This window comes from Arthrobacter sp. JSM 101049 (assembly GCF_041679245.1).
Taxonomy (GTDB): domain Bacteria; phylum Actinomycetota; class Actinomycetes; order Actinomycetales; family Micrococcaceae; genus Arthrobacter_H.
This window is the reverse complement of the sequence record NZ_JBGFFC010000001.1, coordinates 500713-521809: the sequence shown is the minus strand read 5'-3', so window position 1 is coordinate 521809 and position 21097 is coordinate 500713. Positions and strand designations below refer to the sequence as shown.

Here is a 21097-nt window from a genome sequence, read left to right as displayed (position 1 = left end):
AGTCAGGTTACAACCGATTGAGCGTCGTGGTGTTCTCGGTCACGCCGTGAGACGTTCACCGTGCGGTTTCTGCGGTGAACGGTCCATTGCGCGCACGCCGGGGGCGAAAAACGCGGGCGCCGGGGCGAAAAGATGGGGCCCGGACCTGTCCCGCGCGTCCGGCGGCGCAGATAGGCTGGGAACCGACGCAGAATGCACCCCGCCACGCTGATGGCGGCGAAAGGAGTCATCGTGGCCACATCCTCCGCCGACCGGTCCGACACCGCACCTGCCCTGGCAGGCCCGTTCACGCTACGCGAAATCGTGGTGATGGCCGGCGCCGTGCTGCTGCTCATCGGTTCGGTGCTGCCCTTCGAGATCGGGAAGGGCTCCTACGCCAATGTCTGGACGTTCCATACGACGGCGTTCAACCAGTTCGTGACACTGGCCCTGCCGCTGGTCCTCGGGGCCGCCTTCGCCTGGCGCCGCCTGTCCGGGCGCACGCGCGTCACTGCCGGATCCCTCACCCTGGACCAGCTGGCCTCGGTGGTGTCCCTGCTGGGCATCCTGTACTTCTTCATCAGCTCGGTCATGTCGATGAACCCGGCCTTCCTGCTGGGCCTGCTGGGCTCCCTGGTCATGTCCGCCGGAACCGCAGCCGCACCCTACATCCCCGGGTTCGTGCTCGACTTCGTCCCCGGGGAGGGAGCCCTGCTCACCCGCCCGATCCGCCCGAGCGAACGCCGCGGAACGGCACCATCGCACGGGGCACCTGACCCCATGCCGTCGGCGGGCACGCCGGGTGCCGCGGGGCACGGCCACACCCCTGCCGCAGGACACGGCCACACCGCCAGCGGGGCGGAAGCCCATGCGACGGTGGCCGCCGGACTGGCCGCCACCCACAGCGCGACGCCGGAACCCGCCCCGGGCTCCTGGCCCCGCCCGGAGGCCACGGAGGAACCCGTTGCCGCGGAGCCGGCAGCTGCCGCAGCGACGGCTCGTTCCGGCGCGGATAGCGGTCACGGCGAGGACGGATCGGACGCACAGGCACCGGACACGGCACCGGACGAGGCCACGCGCGACGCCGCTGAATCGGACGCAGAGGCGACCGCGACCGACGACGCCACCACCACGACCGGGACCGCAAACGCGGCCGAGGCCTCCGCTGCGGCCGACACCACGACCGAGGGTGCCACCGACACGACGTCGGCAGGCGAGGGGGCAACGGCCGACACGTCGGAGCCTGCCACCAGCGCCGTCCCGTCGACCGCGACCAGTGCAATGCCCGCCACCGCCACCGGCACCGGGGCCGATTCCGCACCCGACGCCGCCGACCCGGGCTCCGGGAGCACGGCGGCGGAGGACGAGATGTCGTTCACCGCCACCAGCTCCGGGCAGGACTCCGGCAGGCAGCAGGCCTTCTGGTTCGCCGTCCCCGACCGGCGCACCGCAGTGAACGAGGCCACCGGCCGCAACGCCTTCGTCCTGGAACCCGGCGAGTGGATCCTGGCCCTGGAAGACCGCGGCTACGAGTTCGTCGTCCAGGACTCCGACGGGACCGTCGGCCTGCTGCGTGACCTCGGCCGGATCGAGCGGGCCTGACGGTGGCATCCCCGACGCCCCCGACACCCCGGACGCTGCGGGCCCGCCCGCGCCACGGCGAGACCCTGATCGGACTCAAGCGCCGTGCCCGGAAAATCAACCGGACCCTTGCCGAGGCGTACCCGTACGCCGTCCCGGAGCTGGACTTCGCCAACGCCTTCGAGCTGCTCGTGGCCACGATCCTCTCCGCGCAGACCACCGACGTGCGCGTCAACGCCACCACCCCGGCGCTCTTTGCCGCCTACCCCAGCCCGCGCGCCCTGGCCGAGGCGGACCTGGAGGCCGTCCAGGAACTCATCCGCCCCACCGGCTTCTTCCGCGCCAAGGCCAACAACATCACCGCCATGGCCCGCGCCATCGTCGACGAGTACGACGGCGTGGTCCCCGGCCGGATCGAGGACCTCGTCACCCTGCCAGGGGTCGGGCGGAAAACCGCCAACGTGGTGCTGGGCAACGCGTTCGGCGTCCCAGGCATCACGGTGGACACCCACTTCCTGCGGCTCTCCCGCCGGTTCGGCTGGACGGAGGAGGCCGACCCGGTCAAGGTCGAGCACGCGGTCGGCGCGCTGTTCGACAAGCGCGACTGGACCATGCTGTCCCACCGCGTCGTCTTCCACGGCCGGCGCGTGTGCCACGCGAAAAAGCCGGCCTGCGGGGCGTGCCCCGTCGCGACCCTCTGCCCCTCTTATGGGGAGGGCGAAACCGATCCGGTCAAGGCGGCCAAGCTGCTCAAGTACGAGCTCGCCCCCGGCCGTGAGGAGCTGCTCGAGCTCATGCGGGACGGCAAAACCCGGCGGGAATTACGGGCGCTGGGCCACGGACTGGGAGCATGAGCGCCCGCCCCCGTCCGGCCGAACCCGCCGACGTCTCCGCGCACACCGGATCCGCCGCCCGGGCCGAAGCCCGATCGGACGCCCGCGACGACCTGCTGGGCGTCATCGAACGCCACCGCCCGCTGGTGGAAGCCGGCGACGACGGGATCAGCCGCGTGCCCTCCTCGTGGATGTTCGAGGGCATGGACCACGCGGCGGCGCGCCGGGCGGCGGTGCTGATCCTGTTCGGCCGGCTCGACGAGGTCGAGTCGTCCGCAGTGGCGACCAGAGTGCCCGCGGACCTGGACGTCTTGTTCGTCGAACGCGCGGCCACCCTGCGCCAGCACGCCGGACAGATCGCCTTCCCGGGCGGGACCATCGATGCGACCGATGCCTCGTCGGTGGCGGCGGCGCTGCGCGAGGCCGAAGAGGAAACCGGGCTCGACCCGGACGGCGTCGAGGTCCTGGGGGAGCTGCCCGCGGCCGAACTTCCCGTCACCAACTTCGTCGTCACCCCCGTGATCGGCTGGTGGGACCGGCCCAGCGAGGTCTTCGCCGTCGACCCCGGTGAATCGGCGTCGGTCTTCCGGGCCCCGGTGGCCGACCTGGTCGATCCCGCGAACCGGTTCCGCGTGGGGATCAGCAGGGACGGCCGAACGCACCACTCGCCGGCCTTCGACATCGAGGGCCGGATCATCTGGGGCTTCACCGGAATCGTGCTGGCCCGCCTGCTCGACGACCTGGGGTGGAGCCGCCCGTGGGACGAAACCAGGAGCCGTCCCTACCCCTTCAGCTGAACCGGGCGCCCCGCCGCAGTCGCTATTTCGCGTCGGCGTAGGACCCGACGACGGCCACGCCGACCGGGAACTGCACGGGGATCCGCCCGAACAGCAGCCCCGCGGCCCGTTCGGCGGCCTGCTGCACCATCGCCGCGACCCGGTCGGCGGCCTCGGCGGGCACATGCAGCATCACCTCGTCGTGCAGGAAGAAGACCAGTTCGCCGTCGTCCCGGCCCGCGGCCCGCGCCGCCCGCAACTGCAGGCGGATCTCGGCCAGCCAGCACAGCGCCCACTCGGCGGCGGTGCCCTGGACCACGAAGTTCCGGGTAAAGCGTCCCCGGGTGCGCGCGGCGCCGTCGGCGCGGCGCTGCTCCTCGGCGGAGGTGGCCCGCTGCCCGGTGAGCCAGCGATCGGAGGCGGCCGGGGAGCCCCGGCCCAGCCAGGTGGCCACGGCCCCGCCGGCCTCCCCCGTCCGCGCGGCGCGTTCGAGGACCGCGATGGCGGCCGGGAACGTCCGGGTCAGCTGCGGCATGAGCCGGCCGGCTTCCCCGGTGGTCGATCCGTACATGGCCCCCAGCATCGCGATCTTCGCGTGCGCCCGATCACCGCCGAAGCCCTGGTCGGCGATGCCCTGGTAGAGGTCCCGGCCCCGGGCGGCAGCGGCCAGGCCGTCGTCCTGGCCCAGCACGGCCAGGATCCGCGGTTCCAGCTGGGCAGCATCGGCCACCACGAGCACGTGCTCGGCGTCGGGGCGGACCGCGTCGCGGATGGTGTGCGGGATCTGCAGGGCGCCGCCGCCGCGCGAGGCCCACCGGCCGGTGACCACGCCGCCGACCACGTATTCGGGCCGGAACCGGCCCTCGTGGACCCACGCATCGAGCCACGCCCAGCCATTGGCCGTGTGCAGCCGGGAGAGCTTCTTGTACCGCTGCAGGACCTCGAGGGCTGGATGCGAGTAGTCCCGCAGCTCCCATTGCCCGGTGCTCTTGGCGTCGACCCCCGCCCGGTGAAGGGCCCGCAGCAGCTCGTGCGGGGAATCCGGGTTCAGCTGCGGGGCGCCCAGGGCAGCTCGCAGCTCGGCGGCCAGCTCCTCCAGCCGCTCCGGGCGCACCCCCGCAGCCGTCCGGCCACCGAGCGCGTCGGCCAGCAGCGCCTCGTGCACGTCGTGCCGCCAGGGGATGCCGTGGTGGCGCATTTCGGCGGCCACCAGCGCCCCGGCCGACTCGGCGGCCAGCAGCAGCTGCAGCCGCCGCCCCTGTGGGGTGGCGGGCACCGCCCGAACCTGTTCGCCGAACTCCGCGGCGACGGCCTCCACCGAGGTCTTCTCGTCCTGCGGTTCGGAGAACAGGGCGTCCTGGTTCTCCGGGACCCGGGACGGCGGCAGCGCCAGCACCGGGTCGGCGTCCTCCCGGTCGGCCCCTTCCGCGCGCAGGCCCATCGTGTACTCCGTCTCGGCCGCTGCCGGTGCGTGCCGCAGGATGGCGCGGGACAGCGCCAGGTCGCAGGCCCGTTCAACGGTGCATCCGGCCCCCAGCAGGTCCGGGTACCACTCGGCGGTCCGTGACCACACCCACCGCGGCCGCCGGGGTTCCAGTTCCCGCACGAATCCGGCCAGCTCGTTGCGGGCCAGGACCACCGGGCGCCCCTGTGCCGCGCCGTCCTTGTCCAACAACTGCACGACGGCGGTGGCCGCCCCCTGCTCGGGGGCCGCCTGGGCGGTGGTGTGGGTGGCGAGGACTGCGTAACCGGGCACCGGTCCATTCTCGCAGGAATGCCACGCCCTCATCCCCCTCACAGCCCGGGTCCGGACCGGACCACGGGAACGCCGTCCACAAGATGGCCCCGAGGGGCACGCCCGGTGCGCCGGGACGGCGAGGGTGGATCCATGGATGACGTGCCAGCCTACCTCCCCCCGCCACCGACCGCCGAGGTGGTGGGCCGGCCTCCTGCCGACACCGCCCCGTGGCCCGGGTCGGGGATGCCGGCCGACGCCCGGGACGGGGAACCGGTCGGGTGCCTGCTCGTGACCCGGGACGACGGGCTGGCCGACCATGTCGCCCTCGTCGCCGCGGCCTGCGGGGCGGTCCTGGTGGTCGAACGGTACCTGCCCGACAGGCTCCCGGCCGGCTGCACCCTGGCCCTGCTGGGTCCGGACGCCGCGGACACGGACCCCGCGCAACGGCCGGTGGTCCCCGTGGTTCTGGTCGGCTTCGCCCCGGACCGGGACGGACTGTGGCGGGCGGCCGCCCGCAACCCGGGGGTTCGCGTGGCCATCCTGCCCGAGGCCTCGGCGTGGCTGGGCGAATTCCTGGGCGAGCAGGGACTGCACGCCGGCCGGGGGCGGGTCACGCTGGTCGCGGGGGCCTCCGGCGGCACCGGCACCACCACGCTGGCGGTCCTCGCCGGCCTGGCCGGCGGCCGGCGGGGCGTGCGCAGCCTCGTGGTCGACGCCGACCCGCACAGCAACGGGATCTGGCCGCTGCTGGGTCGGCAGAGAACCATCGGAGTGGGCTGGGAAGACCTGACGCGCTCCCACGGACGCATCGCCCCCGGGCACCTCGCGGGCATCCTGCCGGATGTGGCCGGCACCGCGGTGCTGACGTGGACCGGCGGTGCTCCCGTCCCGCTGCCCAAGGCGACCGTGAACGAGGTCCTCGCGGCCGCCCGCCGGACCTATGACAGCGTGGTAGTCGACGTCGGCCGGATCGCGGGGCTCGACGAGACGCTGGCGGGCCTGGCCGACTCCGTTGTCGTGGTGGCCTCGGCGGCCACGCCGGGCCCCGGGCAGCCGCTGGCCCCGGGAGGACGGGAGGGGCGGGCGCCCTGGCGCCTGGTCGTCACCGGCCGGTTGCCCGCCGGAGCCGACGCCGCCCGGGTCGCGTCGGCCTCCGGGCTGGAACTGCTCGCCTATGTCCCGCCGATGCCCGCACTGGCCGCTGCAGCTGCCGAAGGTCGCCTGGGGACGGCACTGGTGCGGCCCCGGACGCGGCGCCGGATCGAATGGCTCGTGGCATGGACCCTCGGATCGGACACTGCAGCACCCGACGCGCGGCAGGTGGCGGCATGACCGCCGCCCTGCCCAGCCCCGAACCCGGCGCCCAGCCCAGCGGCCGTCGCCGGTGGGCCCCTGCCGGGGGCGAGACCGCGAGGGGACCGGCTGGCGGTCTGGATGAACGGGTCCTCGACGAGGTGCGCCGCCGCGCCCTGGCCGGTGCCGGGACGCTCACGGGAGCAGACCTCGCCGCCGCCGTCAGGGCCTCCGGTCTGGTGGTGGGCAGCGGCAGCGCCGCCCAGGTCATCCGCATGCTCCAGGAGGACCTGCAGGGCTTGGGGCCGCTGCAGCCGATCGCCGACGAGCCGGGCACCACCGACGTCCTCGTCGACGCCGACGGACGGGTCTGGAAGGACGGCACGGATGGGCTGCTGCCCACCACGCTCCGGTTCCCCGAGCCCGAGCAGATCCGCACCCTGGCCGTTCGCCTCGCAGCATCCGGAGGCCGACGACTGGATAGTGCCCAGCCCTTTGCCGACGTCGTCGTGGGACGGTACCGCATCCACGCCGTCCTGCCGCCCATCTCCGCAGGTGGCCCGCTGATCTCCGTACGGATCCGGGCGGGGAAATCCGCGGGCCTGGGGTCCGTCCTGCCCGGGGGAAGCACCAACCCCTGGCACCCCATCTTGCGGGCGGTGGTGCGGGCACGAATGAACTTCCTGGTCAGCGGTGGAACCGGTAGCGGGAAAACGACCCTGCTCGGGGCCCTCCTGGGGGAAGCAGCCCCCACGGAACGCCTGCTGATCGTTGAGGACGCCCGCGAGCTGGAGCCGGCCCATCCGCACGTGGTCAGCCTGCAATGCCGCACCGGGAACATCGAGGGAGCCGGCGAAGTCAGGATGACCGACCTGGTCCGCCAGGCCCTGCGGATGCGGCCCGACCGCCTGGTCGTGGGCGAATGCCGGGGACCCGAAGTCGCGGACTTCCTGACGGCCATGAACACCGGGCACGACGGAGCCGGGGGAACCGTCCATGCCAGCTCGGCCGGAGCCGTCCCCGCCCGGCTGGCCGCCCTGGCCGCACTGGCCGGCATGAGCGGTTCCGCGCTCGCCGTGCAGGCGGCCAGCGCACTGGACCTCGTCGTCCACATGGGGCGCGTCGCCGGGCGCCGGTCGCCGCTCGAATTGGGGCGGCTGGTCCCCGACGGGAGGGGATTCATCACCGTGTCCCCGGTGGTCCGCCAGGATGCCGGATCGTGCCTGCATCCCGGACCGGCTGCCGCATGGTTCGCCGAGGCCCTCGCAGAGAAGTCCATCCCATGTCCATGGTGATGGCCCTCGCCGCCGTGCTGGCCGGCGCGGCCTGCTGGCTGCTCCCGCCATCCCATCCCTGGCGGCGGCGCCGGCACGGACCCGGCGGGGGTCAGCGCCCGCGCGTGGGTCGCAGTGCCGGGCCGGGGCATCAGGCACCTGCCTTGGCGTTGCTTCGGTCCCGCCGGGCCGGACGGGAAGCGGCGCTGGACGGCCATGTTGAGGCCTTCCGCCACCTTGCGGCGCTCCTGCGCTCCGGCCGGCATCCGGCCGAGGCCTGGACATTGCTCGAGGACACCTGGAGTGCGCGGCAGGCCGCGGGGGCGGAAGGCGGCGACGGCAGGCCATCCGCCGGCCGGAGGAATGGACCCGCACCGGCCGAAGCGGCCGCCGGGGACATCATTGCGGCCTGCCGTGCTGCCCGCGTCGCGCACGCCACCGGCGCCGGTCCCTCGGCGGGGGTGGACCGGCATCTGCGTTCTTCACCGCGATACCGCCACGCCTGGGAGCGGCTGGATTGGTGTATTCGGCTCTCCGAATCCACGGGTGCTCCGCTGGGTGACCTGCTGAATCGGCTGGCCGACCAGCTCGAGGCGGAGCAGGACCGCCGGCGTGCGCTCGAGGCCACCCTGGCCGGCCCACGCATGACCCAGAAGCTCCTGGCCTGGTTGCCGGCCCTGGGCCTGGGACTGGCCCAACTCATGGGAGCCGAGCCCTTGGCGCTGCTCACCGGCACGGCCACCGGCCGGGCCTGCCTGGCAGCGGGGGCCGCCCTGTGGTGGGCAAATGGCTTCTGGTGCCGACGGTTGCTGGCTGGCGCCCGGCCACACGGACACCCGCGCCCCCGCAAGGCCCGCGGATGATCGCGGCCTGCTTGGCAGTGCTCCTGGCAGCGGCGGCCGCCTGGTGCGCAGCGGGACCGTGGTGGCACCGGGAACCGGCACCCCATTCCGCCGGCTCCGGCTCCGGACCGCCTGCGGACGGTCCGGGTGGGGAACCACCGGATCCGGCGGATGTGCCCCTGCTGCTTGAACTCGCCGCCACCCTGCTCGATGCGGGCCTGCCGGTGGACGGCGTGCTGGGCACGCTGGCCCGGGACGTTGGACCATGCCGGGGATTGCAACCGGTGGTGCGCTCCTTGGATCTCGGCCTCGGATGGCACCGCTCGTGGCAAACCGCGCCTGCGGCGTTGCGCGGGCTGGGGGAGGCGCTGGCCTTCGCACACCTCACCGGAGCCGCCACGGCGGACCTGCTGCGGGCAGCCGCCGAGCAGGAACGGCGGCGGGAGGCGCGGAACGCGGAGAAGCGGGCCGCCGAGTTGGGGGTGAAGCTGGTCGTCCCGCTGGGCACCTGTGCTCTGCCGGCCTTCATTTGCCTGGGAATTGTCCCCGTGGTGATGGCGCTGCTCCCGGCACTTGGGTAGGCCAATTCGCCACCGGCCCCTCACAGGGGCGCAGACGGCCGCGTTATCCAGAACCGGAGCCAGCGCCGGGGCGGGGCCGGCCAGGGGGACCCAGAGTGGTGTCAGGCCCCGAGGCGGGGCCGGTATCCACGGAAGGTAGAAAGAGCCATGAACGAGAACACCTCCACAACGCCGCCTGCGGGCATGCCGCAGGACCCGGAGTCGACGGCCGGCGGCAAGACCGACCTCGCCGGGGAAGAAGGCATCGCCACCGCCGAATTCGCCATCGTCGCACTGGCGGCCGTCGGCTTTGCCGGGCTGCTGGTCGGCATCCTCAGCAGCGGCGGTGTCCGCGAGCTGCTGATGGGCCTGGTCCGGCAGGCCCTGTCCTTCTAGGCGCCCTGAGATGGCCACTAGATCGCAAGGAGGCAGCAGCACGGCGGAGTTCGCCGTGCTGCTGCCGGCCGTCGCGGCCCTGATGGCCTTGGTCCTCGGGGCCGGCGTATGCGGCATGACCCAGGTCCGGCTGGAGCAGGCGGCGCGCGCCACAGCCCGTGAGATCGCCCGCGGCGAGCCGACCGCGTCTGCCGTTCAGGCCGGGCAGCGGCTCGCCGGGGAGGACGCGCGTTTCCGCGTCGGAGCAGCGGGCACCTACCGGAGGGTGGAGGTCAGCATTCCCATCACTCTGCCCTGGTTCGGCGGTCCGGAACTGCTGGTGCTCACGGCGCGGGCCGAGGCCCGACCCGAGGACGCCGGGACCGGAAGGACGGGCGGCCATGCTCCGTGAGGCCTCTGGATCCGCGACGCGACCGCACGAGGTGCAAGGCACAGCAGGTTCGGGGACCCTGCTGGTGGTCGGGCTGGCGGCCGTGGCGGTCTTCGGGCTGCTCGTCATCCTGACGTTGGCCTCCGTTGCCTCCGCGGCCGGTCGGGCGGCGACCGCCGCCGACCTGGCGGCGCTGGCGGCGGCGGATGCCGCCCGTGGCCTGGCCCCGGGGGAGCCGTGCGCGGTGGCCTCCGAGACGGCCAGGCGCAACGGGGCGCGGCTGGAGGGGTGCCGGCGTTCCGACGACGGAGTCATCGTCGACGTCTGGACCAGTGTGCCGGTGGGACCGGCGGCCGACTGGCTGGCGCGCGTGGGCATCGACGCCTCCGGGCGCGCCCGTGCGGGGCCGCCCACCCAGCCGTGGGCTCCTCCCGGCTAGGCCCCCGCCGCGGATGCGTGGCGCAACAGCAGCCCCAGGAGCGTGACCGCAGCGGCCTTGTCGAGCGGGTTGTTGCGGTTGCCGCACTTGGGCGATTGGACGCAGGACGGGCACCCGGTGTCGCAGCCGCAGGCGGTGATCGCCTCCCGTGTGGCGTTCAGCCAGGTGGTGGCCCGGTCGAAGGCACGTTCGACGAACCCGGCACCGCCGGGATACCCGTCGTAGACGAAGATCGTCGGCATGCCGGTGTCCATGTGCAATGCAGTGGAGACGCCTCCGATATCCCACCGGTCGCTCGAGGCGACCAGCGGCAGCAGGCCGATGGAGGCATGCTCGGCGGCGTGCAGGGCTCCGGGGGCTGCATCGGGAAGGATGCCGGCAGCGGCCATTTCCCGCTCGGGGACGGTGAACCAGATCGCCTTGGTGAACAGGTCCCGGGCCTCCAGTTCCAGCGGCTCCTCGCCCAGGACTTCGTTGCTGACCACTGCCTTGCGCTGGAAGGAAACCACTTGGGTGGTGACCTTGACATCGCCGAAGTGGACTTGGACCGGGCCCCAATCCAGGGTGCGTTGTACCTCCAGCACGTCGATGGTCGTGATGTCCCGGGCTTGGGTGTAGTAGTCGGGGTTCGCGCGGTTCACCAGGACGCAGTGGTCCCGTTCGTTGAGCTCCTCCACCACATAGGTTGCCCCCTGGTGGACATAGACGGCTCCGGTGTGGGCCTGGTACTGGGTCTGTGGGGAGTCCATCGTCCCGAGCAGGACCCCGGTTCGTGCGTCGATGATGTTCATCGGGCCCCCGCCGTCCGCCCGCAGGTTGACCAGCGAGGCAGCGCTTTCCGGGTGCGTCCAGAACCATCCGGAGGGCCTGCGCCGCAGGTAGCCGCGTTCAACCAGCCCATCGAGCAATTCCTGGGCCGTCTCACCGAATAACTGGACCTCCTCGAGTCGCAGCGGCTGCTCCGCGGCGGCAGCGCAGAGGTGCGGTCCCAGGACGTACGGATTCGACGGGTCGAACACCGTGGCTTCGACGGACGTGTCGAAAATGGCCTCTGGATGGTTGACCAGGAAGGTATCGAGCGGGTCGTCGCTGGCAACGAATGCAGCCAGGGCGTCCTGTCCGGCCCGGCCGGCGCGTCCGATCTGCTGGAAGAAGGACGCCCGTGTCCCGGGCCACCCGGCGACGAGGACGGCATCGAGCCCTGCGACGTCGATACCGAGTTCCAGCGCCGAGGTCGAGGCGATGCCGAGCAGTTCACCGGTGCGCAACTGGCGCTCCAGAACCCGTCGTTCCTCCGGCAGGTAGCCGGAACGGTAGGCGGCGATCCGTCCGGGAAGGGACGGATGGACCTCGTCCACCAGGCGCCGGGCGATGGCGGAGATGGTTTCCGCGCCGCGTCTGGATTTGATGAAGGCGATGGTGCGGACCTGGCCGCTCACGAGATTGGCCAACAGGTCGGCGGTCTCGGCGATGACGGTCCGTCGTGTCGGCGCGCCGTTTTCCCCACGGGTGTCGGTGAGCGGCGGTTCCCACAGGGCGACCACGGTTTGCCCATGGGGCGAGAAGTCGACGGTCACCTCGGTGGCCTGGGCGCCGATGAGGAGCCCGAACGATGTCCCCGGCTCCGAGCTGGTCGCCGAGGCCCCGACGAAGACGGGGTCCGAACCGTAGTATGCGCAGATCCGCCGCAGGCGGCGCAGCAGGTTGGCCACGTGTGATCCGAAGACGCCGCGGTAGCTGTGGGCCTCGTCGACGATGACGTAGGCCAGGCGACGGAAAAAGCGCGCCCATCCCGGATGGTTGGGCAGGATCCCGAAGTTGAGCATGTCCGGGTTAGTCAGCACGAAGTTCGCATGGTCCCGGATCCACCGTCGCTCGCCGGGATCGGTGTCCCCGTCGTAGGCGGCAACCTTCAGGGTGGGCAAGGCGAAGCCGGCCAGGGCGGACAGCTGGTCGGCCGCCAGCGCCTTGGTCGGCGAGAGATACAGCACAGTGGTCCCGGTGGCCTCCAGCGCCACCGCCGGGTCGAGTTCGGACCGGTGAATCGCATCCAGCGCCGGCAACTGGTAGGCCAGCGACTTCCCGGAGGCGGTACCGGTGGACACAATGGTGTGCTCGCCATCGTGTGCAGCCAGGGCGGCCTGGACCTGGTGCAACCACGGCGTCGCCACCCCGCACCTGCCGAACGCCTCCACGACGTCCGGGTGGGCCCACTCCGGCCACGGTCCATGGACGGCCTCGCGGGCCGGGACGACGCGCAGGTGGCGCAGCGATTCCGGGGATGGCCCGTGGCCCAGCTGCGGAATGAGTTCGTACTGTTCTGTCACCGCATCATTGTGGCACCGCGCACCGACAGCTGGAGGACCGCCGTCAATCAGTCCTTCTTGCCCTCGAGCGTGACGATGGTGCCAATGGGCGTCCAGCCCAGGTATTGGTACAGGGCCTGGCCGTCCACCGAGGCCACCAGCAGGCCCTCTTCGACGTCGTGCTCCAAGGCCAGCGCGACCAGGGCGCGCATCACCAGGCTGCCCAGGCCGCGGCGGCGGAACTCGGGTGCTGTGATGATCCTGTCGAAGACCGCGAACTCCTCGACTACGGCCACATGGCCGCTGGCCGCAACGACCTCGGGATCGTCCTCGAGGTGGATCGAGACGTACGAGTGCTTGCCGTCGCGTTCGGTTTCGATCGTGAAACCCTCGGCCGGCCGCGGTGCCTCGACGTCCTGGCCTGACATGTCCGCCACCATCAGCGCCTCTTCGGCGGCAACAACGTTCAGGCCCGCGACCATCGCGGCCTCGCTGACCCCGTGGGAATCGCCGGTCACAGCGGTCATCCGGCGCGCGGGATGCTTGTTCAGCGTCTCGCCGACGGCCACGAGCTCCTCCGAGCTCGGCTCGTGGATGATGTACTCCCAGTCGCCGCTGGTGTCATGGCGCAGGGCGGCATGGACGCGCCCTTCCTGGCGGCTTTCATAGCCGCGGGCGCCTACCCAGCCCGTGACCCAGATGCCAATCAGATTGTCGTTCGCAGTCGATCCCATACTCCAGACACTACCCGGTGACCGGATGTTGGGGGAGCGGATGCCGGAACTGTTGCCAACCGGTAGCGAATTGTTAACATCGTCGGCTATCGCCCGGGTCCGGGTGTCGAGCACCCCGTGTCGGGGGGGCGCCCCGGGGCCGCCGCGCTGCAGGACGCGGAGGGCCGGCCGTGGCGCGCACAACAACGGTGCGACGCCGTCGGCGCGGCCGCCGTACCCTTAACAAATGGCCCAGCACCGCATTGTCCTCTTCTACTCGTTCACGCCCCTGCCCGATCCGGAGGCCATCCGCCTGTGGCAACGCACCCTGCTGGAGAAGTGGGGCCTTCGCGGACGCATCCTGGTCTCGAAGGACGGGATCAACGGAACAGCAGGTGGGGAGATCTCGGCGGTGAAGCAGTATGTGAAGGCCACCCGCGAATACCCGGCCTTCCACCGCCTCGACGTCAAGTGGAGCGCGGGCTCGGCGGAGGATTTTCCGCGGATCTCGGTCAAGGTGCGCCGGGAGATCGTCTCCTTCGGGGCCCCCGGGGAACTGGTGGTCACCGAGGACGGGGTCCAGGGCGGCGGGCGGCACCTGACCCCGGAGCAGGTCCACGACCTGGTCGACGCGCGGCGGGCCGTCGGCCAGGACGTGGTGTTCTTCGACGGGCGGAATGCGTTCGAGGCGCAGATCGGCAAGTTCAGGGACGCCGTCGTGCCCCAGGTGGAGACGACCCATGACTTCATCCGCGAACTCGATTCGGGCAAATACGATGGGCTCAAGGACCAGCCGGTGGTCACCTACTGCACCGGGGGCATCCGCTGCGAGGTCCTCTCCGCGCTCATGGTCAAGCGGGGATTCCGCGAGGTCTACCAGCTCCAGGGCGGGATCGTCCGCTACGGCGAGCAATACGGGGACCGTGGGCTATGGGAGGGTTCGCTCTACGTCTTCGACCGGCGCATGCACCTGGAATTCACCCCGGAATCGGTGACGGTGGGCCGGTGCGTGGGCTGCGAGGCGCCAACGAACAAATTCGAGAACTGTGCCACCGCCTCCTGCCGCAAGCTGAGGCTCTTCTGCCCGGAATGCGCCGGCGACGACTCCTTGCGGCTCTGCCCGGATTGCTACGCTTCGGGCCACAGCCCCGTGGAGGCATCGGCGACGGCCTGATCGGCCTCGTCGACCGCAAAGACCTCGAAGCCCCGGGCCCGGTAGTTGGCCAAGGCCGCCGGGCCGTCGAGGGAGCACGTGTGCACCCAGACGCGATGTACCGCAGAGAAGCCCTCCCACCTCGCATGCAGGTCCCAGGCCCTGGCGGTTCCCTCACTGAGCAGCACGCCTCCGAGCCCCCGTCCGAGCTGTTCGGGGAACAAGCCGAAATACACGATCTCCACCACGCCATCGGGCGATCCGGCGAGCTCGATATACCCGCCCGGCGCCCCCTCGACCGTCAGCACCCAGGTCTCGCTGCCCGGCCGGCCCACCCGATCCGCCCACTGCCCGCGGGTCAGCGACAGGCGATCGGTCCAGTTCCACCGGCTGCCCACCGAACGGTAGAGGAACTTGGAGAATTCCGGGGTGATGCCCTGGGCCAGTTCGATGCGTGCCCTCTCCGGCAGCCCGCGTCCGGCGGGACGCAGCGCAGCGGCTGATTCCATCTGTAGGGAAGTCGTGGTTACCAGCGTCAACGGGGCTCCTCGGAAGTGTCGAAAGAGTCGGTGCACCGGAAGCCTATCCGCAACTAGGATCGGCTGCGTGAATACTTCGGATGCCTTCGCCGTCATTGACCATGCCCCGCGCAGCGACGACCAGGATCTGCTGGACCGCCTGGCCGACGACCTGCGCGCCGTCGGGTACAGGCATGATGCCGTGACCGGGCTGCTGGGGGACGCGGCCCACGACGCCCTGGGCCGGGACCAGCTCGTCCCCGCCCTGCTGGTCGTCCAGGGCCTGCTGGAACGCGGCGACGGCGGATCGCTGGCCTACGCGGTAGGACTGTGGTTGCTGGGGATGTCGTTCGATGCTGGTCAACTCGACGGTTCCTTCCCCCGGGCGGGACACGCGGGCCTGCTTCGACTTGGGCTCATCGAGCCCGAGGACGGTCTCTTCCGCGCGGCGGTGGACGTGCGCCCGCATGCCAGCGACGTCGATGCCGAGCTCTGGGTGGCGAGCGACCTCGGTGCCCACCAGCGGCCCGGTGTCCTGCGCCACGACCACGTGCTGGGCATCGGCAACGCCTCCTTGACCCTGGCCCAGGCCGTCATCCGCCGACCCGTCGAGCATGCCTTGGACCTGGGGACCGGCTGCGGGATCCAGGCCTTCCACCTGTTGTCCCATTGCCGGCGGATCGTGGCCACCGACATCTCGGCACGCGCCCTGGCCTTCACCCGGTTCAACCTGCTGCTCAACCATGAAGCCCTGGGGCTGGACCCCCGCCAGCTGGAGGACCGCGTCCAGCTCCGACTCGGGTCCCTGCTCGAACCCGTCGCGGACGAACAGTTCGACCTGGTCGTCTCCAACCCGCCCTTCGTCATCACCCCGCGCCATGCCGGGGAACGGGCGGAGGAGCAGTTCACCTACCGCGACGGGGGCATGCCCGCCGATTCGCTGGTGGAATCGCTCGTCCGCGGGCTGCCGGAAGTGCTCGCACCGGGTGGGACGGCACAATTGCTCGCCAACTGGGAAATCCGGGAGGCGGACGCGGACCACGACGCCACCGGAACCGGGACGGTCGACGAGTCCCCTGATGATAAGTCCACCATGACGTGGGGTCGGCGCCCGAAGTCATGGATCGCGCCGGACCACGACGCCTGGCTCATCCTGCGGGACCAGACGGAACCGGAACTCTACGCCGAAACGTGGCTGCGCGACGCGTCGCAGGGACGGGACCGGGATGCCTACGCCACCGCGTACCGGGACTACCTCGCCGATTTCGCCTCCCGGGACGTCTCGGGGATCGGGTTCGGGTTGTTGTGGCTGCGCCGACCGGTCCTGCCCGGGGGCCCGACGTTCGGCATCCGCTTCGAGGAGATCGTCCACGCCATCGAACAGCCCATCGCCCCGCATCTGGCGGCGCAGATCGCGGCGACGGATGCGCTGGCCGGGCAGGAAGCCGCCGGGCTGGTCCTCACCGTGGCCGAGGACGTGACGGAGGAACGCCACCAGCGGCCCGGCGCCCCGCATCCCGGGGTCATCCTCCTGCGGCAGGGCGCGGGGCTGCGCCGGACGACGCTGCTCAGTTCCGCCGAGGCGGGATTCGTTTCCGCCTGCGACGGGGAATACAGCGCCGGGGTCCTGGCGCAGGCGGTCGCCTCCCTGGTCGAGGGCGACCCGCAGGAGACCACGGCCAACCTACTGGCCAGTGTTGGCCGACTTGTTACCCAGGGGTTCCTCACGGAAATGCGAAACAAAGGCTAAAGTTTTTCCACATGACGCAGAACACATCCGTGGGACCTCCGCCCGACGAGGCGAGCGTTCGGCGACAAACCGACAATCCCGTGGTCATCAGCGACCCGCAAGCCATCCGGGCGCTGGCCCACGAGGCCCGGCTCGAGGTCCTCGAGGAGCTCTTTGCGTCACAGTCGACCCGCACCGCCACCGAACTCGCCTCGCGCTGCAACCTCACCCCCAGCGCCATGAGCTACCACCTGCGGGCCTTGGAGAAGTACGGCTACGTCGAACGGGCTGCCAGCGAAGGCGATGGCCACGAGCGCCGCTGGAAGGCCGCCGGCGACCAGCTGGTGGTGGGCTCCCTGACCGATTCCATCGCGGCCAAGAACGCTTTCCTCAATGTCCAGCTCAATGCCTTCCGTGAGCGCTTGACTGCCGAGATCAACCGCCGCGACGCCGAACGAAAGGCCGGGATCGAGCCCGCTCCCGGACGGGCACCGGTCCTGACCACGGGCATGGTGTTCCTGCGTCAGGAACTCCAGGACGAGTTCGCCAAACGCGTCTATGCCCTGGTCGACGAATACGAGGCCATGGCCGACCCGGAGGAGCGCGGCGTCGAGGGCGAACGCGTCTACTACATGCTCTCGTTCCTGCCGGAAAAGCGGGGCGCCGACGGCTGAGCGGCGCAACGCGGCATTGGCCACACCGGACCGCACGGCTTGCGGTTCGTGTCCCGGAACCGGCTAACCTAGTGCAAGAATGAGCAGGCGCGCCCCGATGGGCGTGCCGTCAGCTGCAAATAGGAGAGTTGTGCCCGCCAAGGCCAAGGAAAAGACCGGCAAGAAGCTCGTGATCGTCGAGTCACCGGCCAAGAGCAAGTCCATCGCCAAGTACCTGGGCGAGGGCTTCGTCGTGGACGCATCCGTCGGTCACATCCGGGATCTTCCACAGCCCTCGGAACTGCCGACGGAACTGAAGAAGTCCCCGGTGGGGAAGTTCGCCGTCGACCTGGAAAACGACTTCGAGCCGTACTACGTGGTGTACCCGGACAAGAAGAAGAAGGTCTCCGAGCTCAAGGCCGAGCTCAAGGATGCCGACGAACTCTATCTGGCCACCGATGCGGACCGCGAAGGCGAAGCCATCGCGTGGCACCTGCTCCAGGTCCTCAAGCCCAAGGTGCCGGTCTACCGGCTGGCCTTCACCGAGATCACCAAAGAGGGCATCGCCCGGGCCATGGAGAACATCCGCGACCTGGACACCGACCTGGTCGACGCCCAGGAAACCCGCCGCGTGCTCGACCGCCTCTACGGCTACGAGATCTCCCCGGTGCTGTGGCGCAAGGTCGCCCGTGGCCTGTCCGCCGGACGCGTGCAGTCGGTGGCCACCCGGCTGGTGGTCGAACGCGAGCGCGAACGCATGGCCTTCCGCTCGGCCTCCTATTGGGACCTGTCCGGCGAATTCGCCACCGCGGCCGGGGAATCCTTCCGCGCCAAGCTGGTCGCCGTGGACGGCGGCAGGGTCGCCACAGGCCGGGACTTCGACGACCGTGGGGGGCTGAAGACCCCGAAGTCGGGAACCGCCGTCGTGCATTTGAACGAGGCCGCGGCGACCTCCCTGGCCACCGGCCTGGAGGGCTCCGACTTCGCCGTCACCAAGGTCGACACCAAGCCCTACACGCGGCGCCCCGCCGCCCCGTTCACGACCTCCACGCTCCAGCAGGAGGCCTCGCGCAAGCTGCGGTGGTCCTCGAAGTCGACCATGCAGGTGGCCCAGCGGCTGTATGAAAACGGCTACATCACCTACATGCGTACCGACTCGGTCTTCCTCTCCAACGAGGCCGTCTCGGCGGCGCGGAAGCAGGCCGCCGAGCTCTACGGGCAGGACTCGGTCCCGGCCAAGCCGCGCGTGTACAAGTCCAAGTCAGACAGCGCCCAGGAGGCCCACGAGGCCATCCGCCCCGCCGGCGACGCCTTCCGCCGTCCGCGCGACGTGAAGTCCCAGCTCGGCGCCGACGAGTACAAGCTCTACGAGCTGATCTGGAAGCGCACCGTCGCCTCCCAAATGGCCGACGCCAAGGGATCGACCGCCTCCGTCCGGCTTGCCGGCGACGCAGCCGACGGCCGCCGCGCCGAATTCTCGGCCTCCGGCACCGTGATCACCTTCCGCGGGTTCATGGCCGCCTACGAGGAGGGCAAGGACACCTCCGCGCAGGAGGAAGCCGAGAACGACGCCGAACGCCGGCTCCCGCAGGTGGCCTCCGGGGATGGGCTGAATGCCGCCGACATCACCGCCAGCGGACACGAGACCTCCCCGCCGCCGCGCTACACCGAGGCCTCCATCGTGGCCGAACTCGAGGAACGCGAGATCGGCCGCCCGTCGACCTTCGCCCCGACGATCTCCACGATCATGGACCGCGGCTACGTCACCAAGCGCGGCGGGGCCCTGGTCCCGAGCTGGATCGCGTTCTCGGTGATCCGCCTGCTCGAGGAGCACTTCGCGCAATACGTCGACTACGGCTTCACCGCCCGGCTCGAGGACGACCTGGACGAGATCGCCAAGGGCCACGTCGCCCGCTCGGCCTGGCTGAAGGACTTCTACTTCGGCGCCACCGCCGGCGCGGGCCTGCAGGGCATCGTGGAGAACCTGGGCGACATCGACGCCCGGGCCATCAACTCGATCGACATCGCGCCGGGCATCGTGCTGCGGGTGGGCAAGTTCGGCCCGTACCTGGAACGCCCGCTGCCGGCCGACGCGCCGGAGGGCAGCGAACCCGAACGCGCCAACGTCCCCGAGGACCTGGCCCCGGACGAGCTCACCGCCGAGAAGGCCATCGAGCTGATGGAGAACTCCGGGCCCTCCGAACGGCAACTGGGCACTGACCCGGAAACCGGGCGCGAGATCGTGGCCAAGGACGGCCGGTACGGGCCCTACGTCACCGAGGTCATTGTCGAGCCCACGGCCGAGGAACTCGCCGCGCAACCGGTCGAGTACTACAAGAACGGCAAGCCCAAGCCGCCGAAGAAACCGGCGAAGGTCAAGCCGCGCACCGGGTCGCTGTTCAAGTCCATGTCGCTGGAGACGGTCACCCTCGAGGACGCGCTGCAGCTCATCTCGCTGCCGCGCGTGGTCGGCACCGACGCCGAAGGCGTGGAGATCACCGTGCAGAACGGGCGGTTCGGCCCGTACCTGAAGAAGGGCACCGACTCGCGCTCCATCGGCACCGAGGAGGAGATCTTCACGATCACCCTCGAGCAGGCACTGGAGATCTACGCGCAGCCGAAGCAGCGCGGCGGACGGGCGGCGACCCCGCCGCTGGCGGAGTTCGGCACCGACCCGGTCTCGGAGAAGCCGATCGTGGTCAAGGCCGGCCGGTTCGGGGAGTACATCACCGACGGGACCACCAACATCACGGTCCCGCGCGATACGCCGCTGGAGGAGCTGACCCGCGAACGGGCCATCGAGCTGCTGGCCGACAAGCGCGCCAAGGGCCCGGTGAAGCGCGGCGCGCGCAAGGCCCCGGCCAAGCGGTCCACCGCCAAGAAGAAGTAGCGCGGGCGGGGTAGGCAATGCGACTGGGCGTTTTGGACATCGGGTCCAACACGGTGCACCTGCTGCTCATCGATGCCTACCCCGGGGCGCGTCCCACCGCCTTTGCCTCGCACAAGCGCCCGCTGTCCCTGGTGGCCTACCTGGACGACGACGGTGCCATCACCGAGGAGGGCCAGCGCGAACTGCTCGACTTCGTGCACGAGGCCGCGCGCTTCGCCACCCGGCACCGTGCCGAGGACCTGCTCGCCTTCTGCACCTCGGCCATCCGCAACGCCAGCAACGGACGCGAGGTCCTCGAACGCGTCGTGGAGCAGACCGGGATCCGGCTCACCGAGCTCTCGGGCGAGCAGGAGGCCGGCATGACCTACTACGCGGTGCGCCGCTGGTTCGGCTGGAGCTCGGAGCGAATCCTCGACCTGGACATCGGCGGCGGCTCGTTCGAAATGGCCTACGGGACGGACGAATTCCCCGAACTGGCCCTGTCGGTCCCGCTGGGGGCCGGGCGGCTGACCCGCGACTGGCTGCCGGGGGACCCGCCCCGGACCTCCGACGTGAAGGCGCTGCGCTCCTACGTGAAGGAGACGCTCGCCGGGCCCCTGGCCCAGATCGCCGAACGGCCGAAACCGACGCTGGTCACCGGCACCTCCAAGACGTTCAGGTCGCTGGCCCGGATCACCGGCGCGGCCCCCAGCGACGACGGCATCCACGTCAAGCGCGTCCTGCGGCTGGAGGACCTGAAGCTGTGGGGCCGCCGGTTGGAGGCGATGTCCGCCCGGGAACGCAGCGAGCTGCCCGGCGTCTCGGAGATCCGCGCCGAGCAGATGCTCGCCGGGGCCATCGTCGCATCCACCGCGATGAACGTCCTCGGCATCAAGTCGGTGCGCATCTGCCCCTGGGCGTTGCGCGAGGGGCTGGTCCTGCGCCGCTTCGACCACCTGATCTTTGACGGTCCGCTGCCTCTGGGGAGTAGCGTGGGAGTAGGCCAGGTCGAACTGGGCCAGCTGCCCGGGCTGCCCGCCAGGGGCGCCACCGAATGAGACGAGGGAGCCAGGCG

At 71.0% G+C, this 21097-nt stretch carries 19 protein-coding genes; 15 read left to right on the top strand and 4 right to left on the bottom strand.

What is annotated here, in order from left to right; all coding sequences use genetic code 11:
* Positions 1–231 precede the first annotated feature (231 nt).
* Genes AB8M85_RS02460 through AB8M85_RS02450 form a run of 3 tightly spaced genes read left to right on the top strand, consistent with a single transcriptional unit; the run spans position 232 to position 3190 of the window.
* Positions 232–1581, top strand: coding sequence for a hypothetical protein (locus AB8M85_RS02460; RefSeq protein ID WP_372697176.1), 1350 nt, complete (start codon positions 232–234; stop codon positions 1579–1581).
* Positions 1582–1583: 2 nt separating this feature from the next.
* Positions 1584–2414 (top strand): endonuclease III, encoded by an 831-nt coding sequence (gene nth, locus AB8M85_RS02455; RefSeq protein WP_372697175.1) that lies wholly within the window; start codon positions 1584–1586, stop codon positions 2412–2414.
* The gene (locus tag AB8M85_RS02450) at positions 2411–3190 is read left to right on the top strand and encodes a CoA pyrophosphatase (RefSeq protein ID WP_372697174.1); all 780 of its coding nucleotides are present in this window, start codon (positions 2411–2413) and stop codon (positions 3188–3190) included. Before nth ends, AB8M85_RS02450 begins: the two co-directional genes overlap by 4 nt.
* Positions 3191–3212: 22 nt before the next feature.
* On the opposite strand, the gene AB8M85_RS02445 is transcribed toward AB8M85_RS02450, so the two are convergent.
* Positions 3213–4925 (bottom strand): bifunctional 3'-5' exonuclease/DNA polymerase, encoded by a 1713-nt coding sequence (locus tag AB8M85_RS02445; RefSeq protein ID WP_372697173.1) that lies wholly within the window; start codon positions 4923–4925, stop codon positions 3213–3215.
* 132 nt (positions 4926–5057) lie between these two features.
* On the opposite strand from AB8M85_RS02445, the gene ssd reads away from it, so the two are divergent.
* The 7 genes from ssd (at position 5058) to AB8M85_RS02410 (ending at position 10081) form a co-directional block, all read left to right on the top strand.
* The gene (gene ssd / locus AB8M85_RS02440) at positions 5058–6239 is read left to right on the top strand and encodes a septum site-determining protein Ssd (RefSeq protein ID WP_372697172.1); all 1182 of its coding nucleotides are present in this window, start codon (positions 5058–5060) and stop codon (positions 6237–6239) included.
* Complete coding sequence (locus AB8M85_RS02435; RefSeq protein WP_372697171.1) at positions 6236–7495, top strand: TadA family conjugal transfer-associated ATPase; 1260 nt, start codon at positions 6236–6238, stop codon at positions 7493–7495. Before ssd ends, AB8M85_RS02435 begins: the two co-directional genes overlap by 4 nt.
* A complete protein-coding gene (locus AB8M85_RS02430; protein WP_372697170.1) occupies positions 7483–8337 on the top strand; it encodes a type II secretion system F family protein in 855 nt (284 codons plus the stop codon). Before AB8M85_RS02435 ends, AB8M85_RS02430 begins: the two co-directional genes overlap by 13 nt.
* Positions 8338–8489: 152 nt before the next feature.
* Positions 8490–8897, top strand: coding sequence for a type II secretion system F family protein (locus AB8M85_RS02425; protein ID WP_372697169.1), 408 nt, complete (start codon positions 8490–8492; stop codon positions 8895–8897).
* 147 nt (positions 8898–9044) lie between these two features.
* Positions 9045–9272, top strand: coding sequence for a DUF4244 domain-containing protein (locus tag AB8M85_RS02420; protein WP_372697168.1), 228 nt, complete (start codon positions 9045–9047; stop codon positions 9270–9272).
* Between the two features lie 10 nt (positions 9273–9282).
* Positions 9283–9663: a TadE family type IV pilus minor pilin gene (locus tag AB8M85_RS02415; protein WP_372697167.1), complete on the top strand. Its 381-nt coding sequence runs from the start codon at positions 9283–9285 to the stop codon at positions 9661–9663.
* A complete protein-coding gene (locus tag AB8M85_RS02410; RefSeq protein WP_372697166.1) occupies positions 9653–10081 on the top strand; it encodes an Rv3654c family TadE-like protein in 429 nt (142 codons plus the stop codon). Before AB8M85_RS02415 ends, AB8M85_RS02410 begins: the two co-directional genes overlap by 11 nt.
* On the opposite strand, the gene AB8M85_RS02405 is transcribed toward AB8M85_RS02410, so the two are convergent.
* Complete coding sequence (locus AB8M85_RS02405) at positions 10078–12408, bottom strand: DEAD/DEAH box helicase (protein ID WP_372697165.1); 2331 nt, start codon at positions 12406–12408, stop codon at positions 10078–10080. The two genes, AB8M85_RS02410 and AB8M85_RS02405, sit on opposite strands and share 4 nt — an antisense overlap.
* A gap of 47 nt (positions 12409–12455) precedes the next feature.
* Complete coding sequence (locus tag AB8M85_RS02400) at positions 12456–13121, bottom strand: GNAT family N-acetyltransferase (RefSeq protein ID WP_372697164.1); 666 nt, start codon at positions 13119–13121, stop codon at positions 12456–12458.
* A gap of 226 nt (positions 13122–13347) precedes the next feature.
* Between AB8M85_RS02400 and AB8M85_RS02395 the strand changes: the two genes are divergently transcribed.
* On the top strand, positions 13348–14274 hold the full coding sequence (locus AB8M85_RS02395) for a rhodanese-related sulfurtransferase (RefSeq protein WP_372697163.1): 927 nt from the start codon (positions 13348–13350) through the stop codon (positions 14272–14274).
* On the opposite strand, the gene AB8M85_RS02390 is transcribed toward AB8M85_RS02395, so the two are convergent.
* Positions 14229–14762: a GNAT family N-acetyltransferase gene (locus tag AB8M85_RS02390; protein WP_372697162.1), complete on the bottom strand. Its 534-nt coding sequence runs from the start codon at positions 14760–14762 to the stop codon at positions 14229–14231. The genes AB8M85_RS02395 and AB8M85_RS02390 overlap by 46 nt on opposite strands.
* 97 nt (positions 14763–14859) lie before the next feature.
* On the opposite strand from AB8M85_RS02390, the gene AB8M85_RS02385 reads away from it, so the two are divergent.
* The 4 genes from AB8M85_RS02385 (at position 14860) to AB8M85_RS02370 (ending at position 21080) form a co-directional block, all read left to right on the top strand.
* Positions 14860–16521 (top strand): methyltransferase, encoded by a 1662-nt coding sequence (locus tag AB8M85_RS02385; protein WP_372697161.1) that lies wholly within the window; start codon positions 14860–14862, stop codon positions 16519–16521.
* A gap of 11 nt (positions 16522–16532) precedes the next feature.
* The gene (locus tag AB8M85_RS02380) at positions 16533–17174 is read left to right on the top strand and encodes an ArsR/SmtB family transcription factor (RefSeq protein WP_372697160.1); all 642 of its coding nucleotides are present in this window, start codon (positions 16533–16535) and stop codon (positions 17172–17174) included.
* Positions 17175–17304: 130 nt separating this feature from the next.
* On the top strand, positions 17305–20043 hold the full coding sequence (gene topA, locus AB8M85_RS02375) for a type I DNA topoisomerase (protein WP_372697701.1): 2739 nt from the start codon (positions 17305–17307) through the stop codon (positions 20041–20043).
* Between the two features lie 17 nt (positions 20044–20060).
* The gene (locus AB8M85_RS02370; protein ID WP_372697159.1) at positions 20061–21080 is read left to right on the top strand and encodes a Ppx/GppA phosphatase family protein; all 1020 of its coding nucleotides are present in this window, start codon (positions 20061–20063) and stop codon (positions 21078–21080) included.
* The last annotated feature ends 17 nt before the right edge of the window (positions 21081–21097 follow it).

Excerpts from the sequence above, each read along its gene's own strand:
- AB8M85_RS02450 (WP_372697174.1), top strand. The coding sequence starts at position 2,411 with ATGAGCGCCCGCCCCCGTCCGGCCGAACCCGCCGACGTCTCCGCGCAC.
- ssd (WP_372697172.1), top strand. The coding sequence starts at position 5,058 with ATGGATGACGTGCCAGCCTACCTCCCCCCGCCACCGACCGCCGAGGTG.
- AB8M85_RS02435 (WP_372697171.1), top strand. The coding sequence starts at position 6,236 with ATGACCGCCGCCCTGCCCAGCCCCGAACCCGGCGCCCAGCCCAGCGGC.
- AB8M85_RS02430 (WP_372697170.1), top strand. The coding sequence starts at position 7,483 with ATGTCCATGGTGATGGCCCTCGCCGCCGTGCTGGCCGGCGCGGCCTGC.
- AB8M85_RS02420 (WP_372697168.1), top strand. The coding sequence starts at position 9,045 with ATGAACGAGAACACCTCCACAACGCCGCCTGCGGGCATGCCGCAGGAC.
- AB8M85_RS02415 (WP_372697167.1), top strand. The coding sequence starts at position 9,283 with ATGGCCACTAGATCGCAAGGAGGCAGCAGCACGGCGGAGTTCGCCGTG.
- AB8M85_RS02410 (WP_372697166.1), top strand. The coding sequence starts at position 9,653 with ATGCTCCGTGAGGCCTCTGGATCCGCGACGCGACCGCACGAGGTGCAA.
- AB8M85_RS02400 (WP_372697164.1), bottom strand. The coding sequence starts at position 13,121 with ATGGGATCGACTGCGAACGACAATCTGATTGGCATCTGGGTCACGGGC.
- AB8M85_RS02395 (WP_372697163.1), top strand. The coding sequence starts at position 13,348 with ATGGCCCAGCACCGCATTGTCCTCTTCTACTCGTTCACGCCCCTGCCC.
- AB8M85_RS02390 (WP_372697162.1), bottom strand. The coding sequence starts at position 14,762 with ATGGAATCAGCCGCTGCGCTGCGTCCCGCCGGACGCGGGCTGCCGGAG.
- AB8M85_RS02380 (WP_372697160.1), top strand. The coding sequence starts at position 16,533 with ATGACGCAGAACACATCCGTGGGACCTCCGCCCGACGAGGCGAGCGTT.
- AB8M85_RS02370 (WP_372697159.1), top strand. The coding sequence starts at position 20,061 with ATGCGACTGGGCGTTTTGGACATCGGGTCCAACACGGTGCACCTGCTG.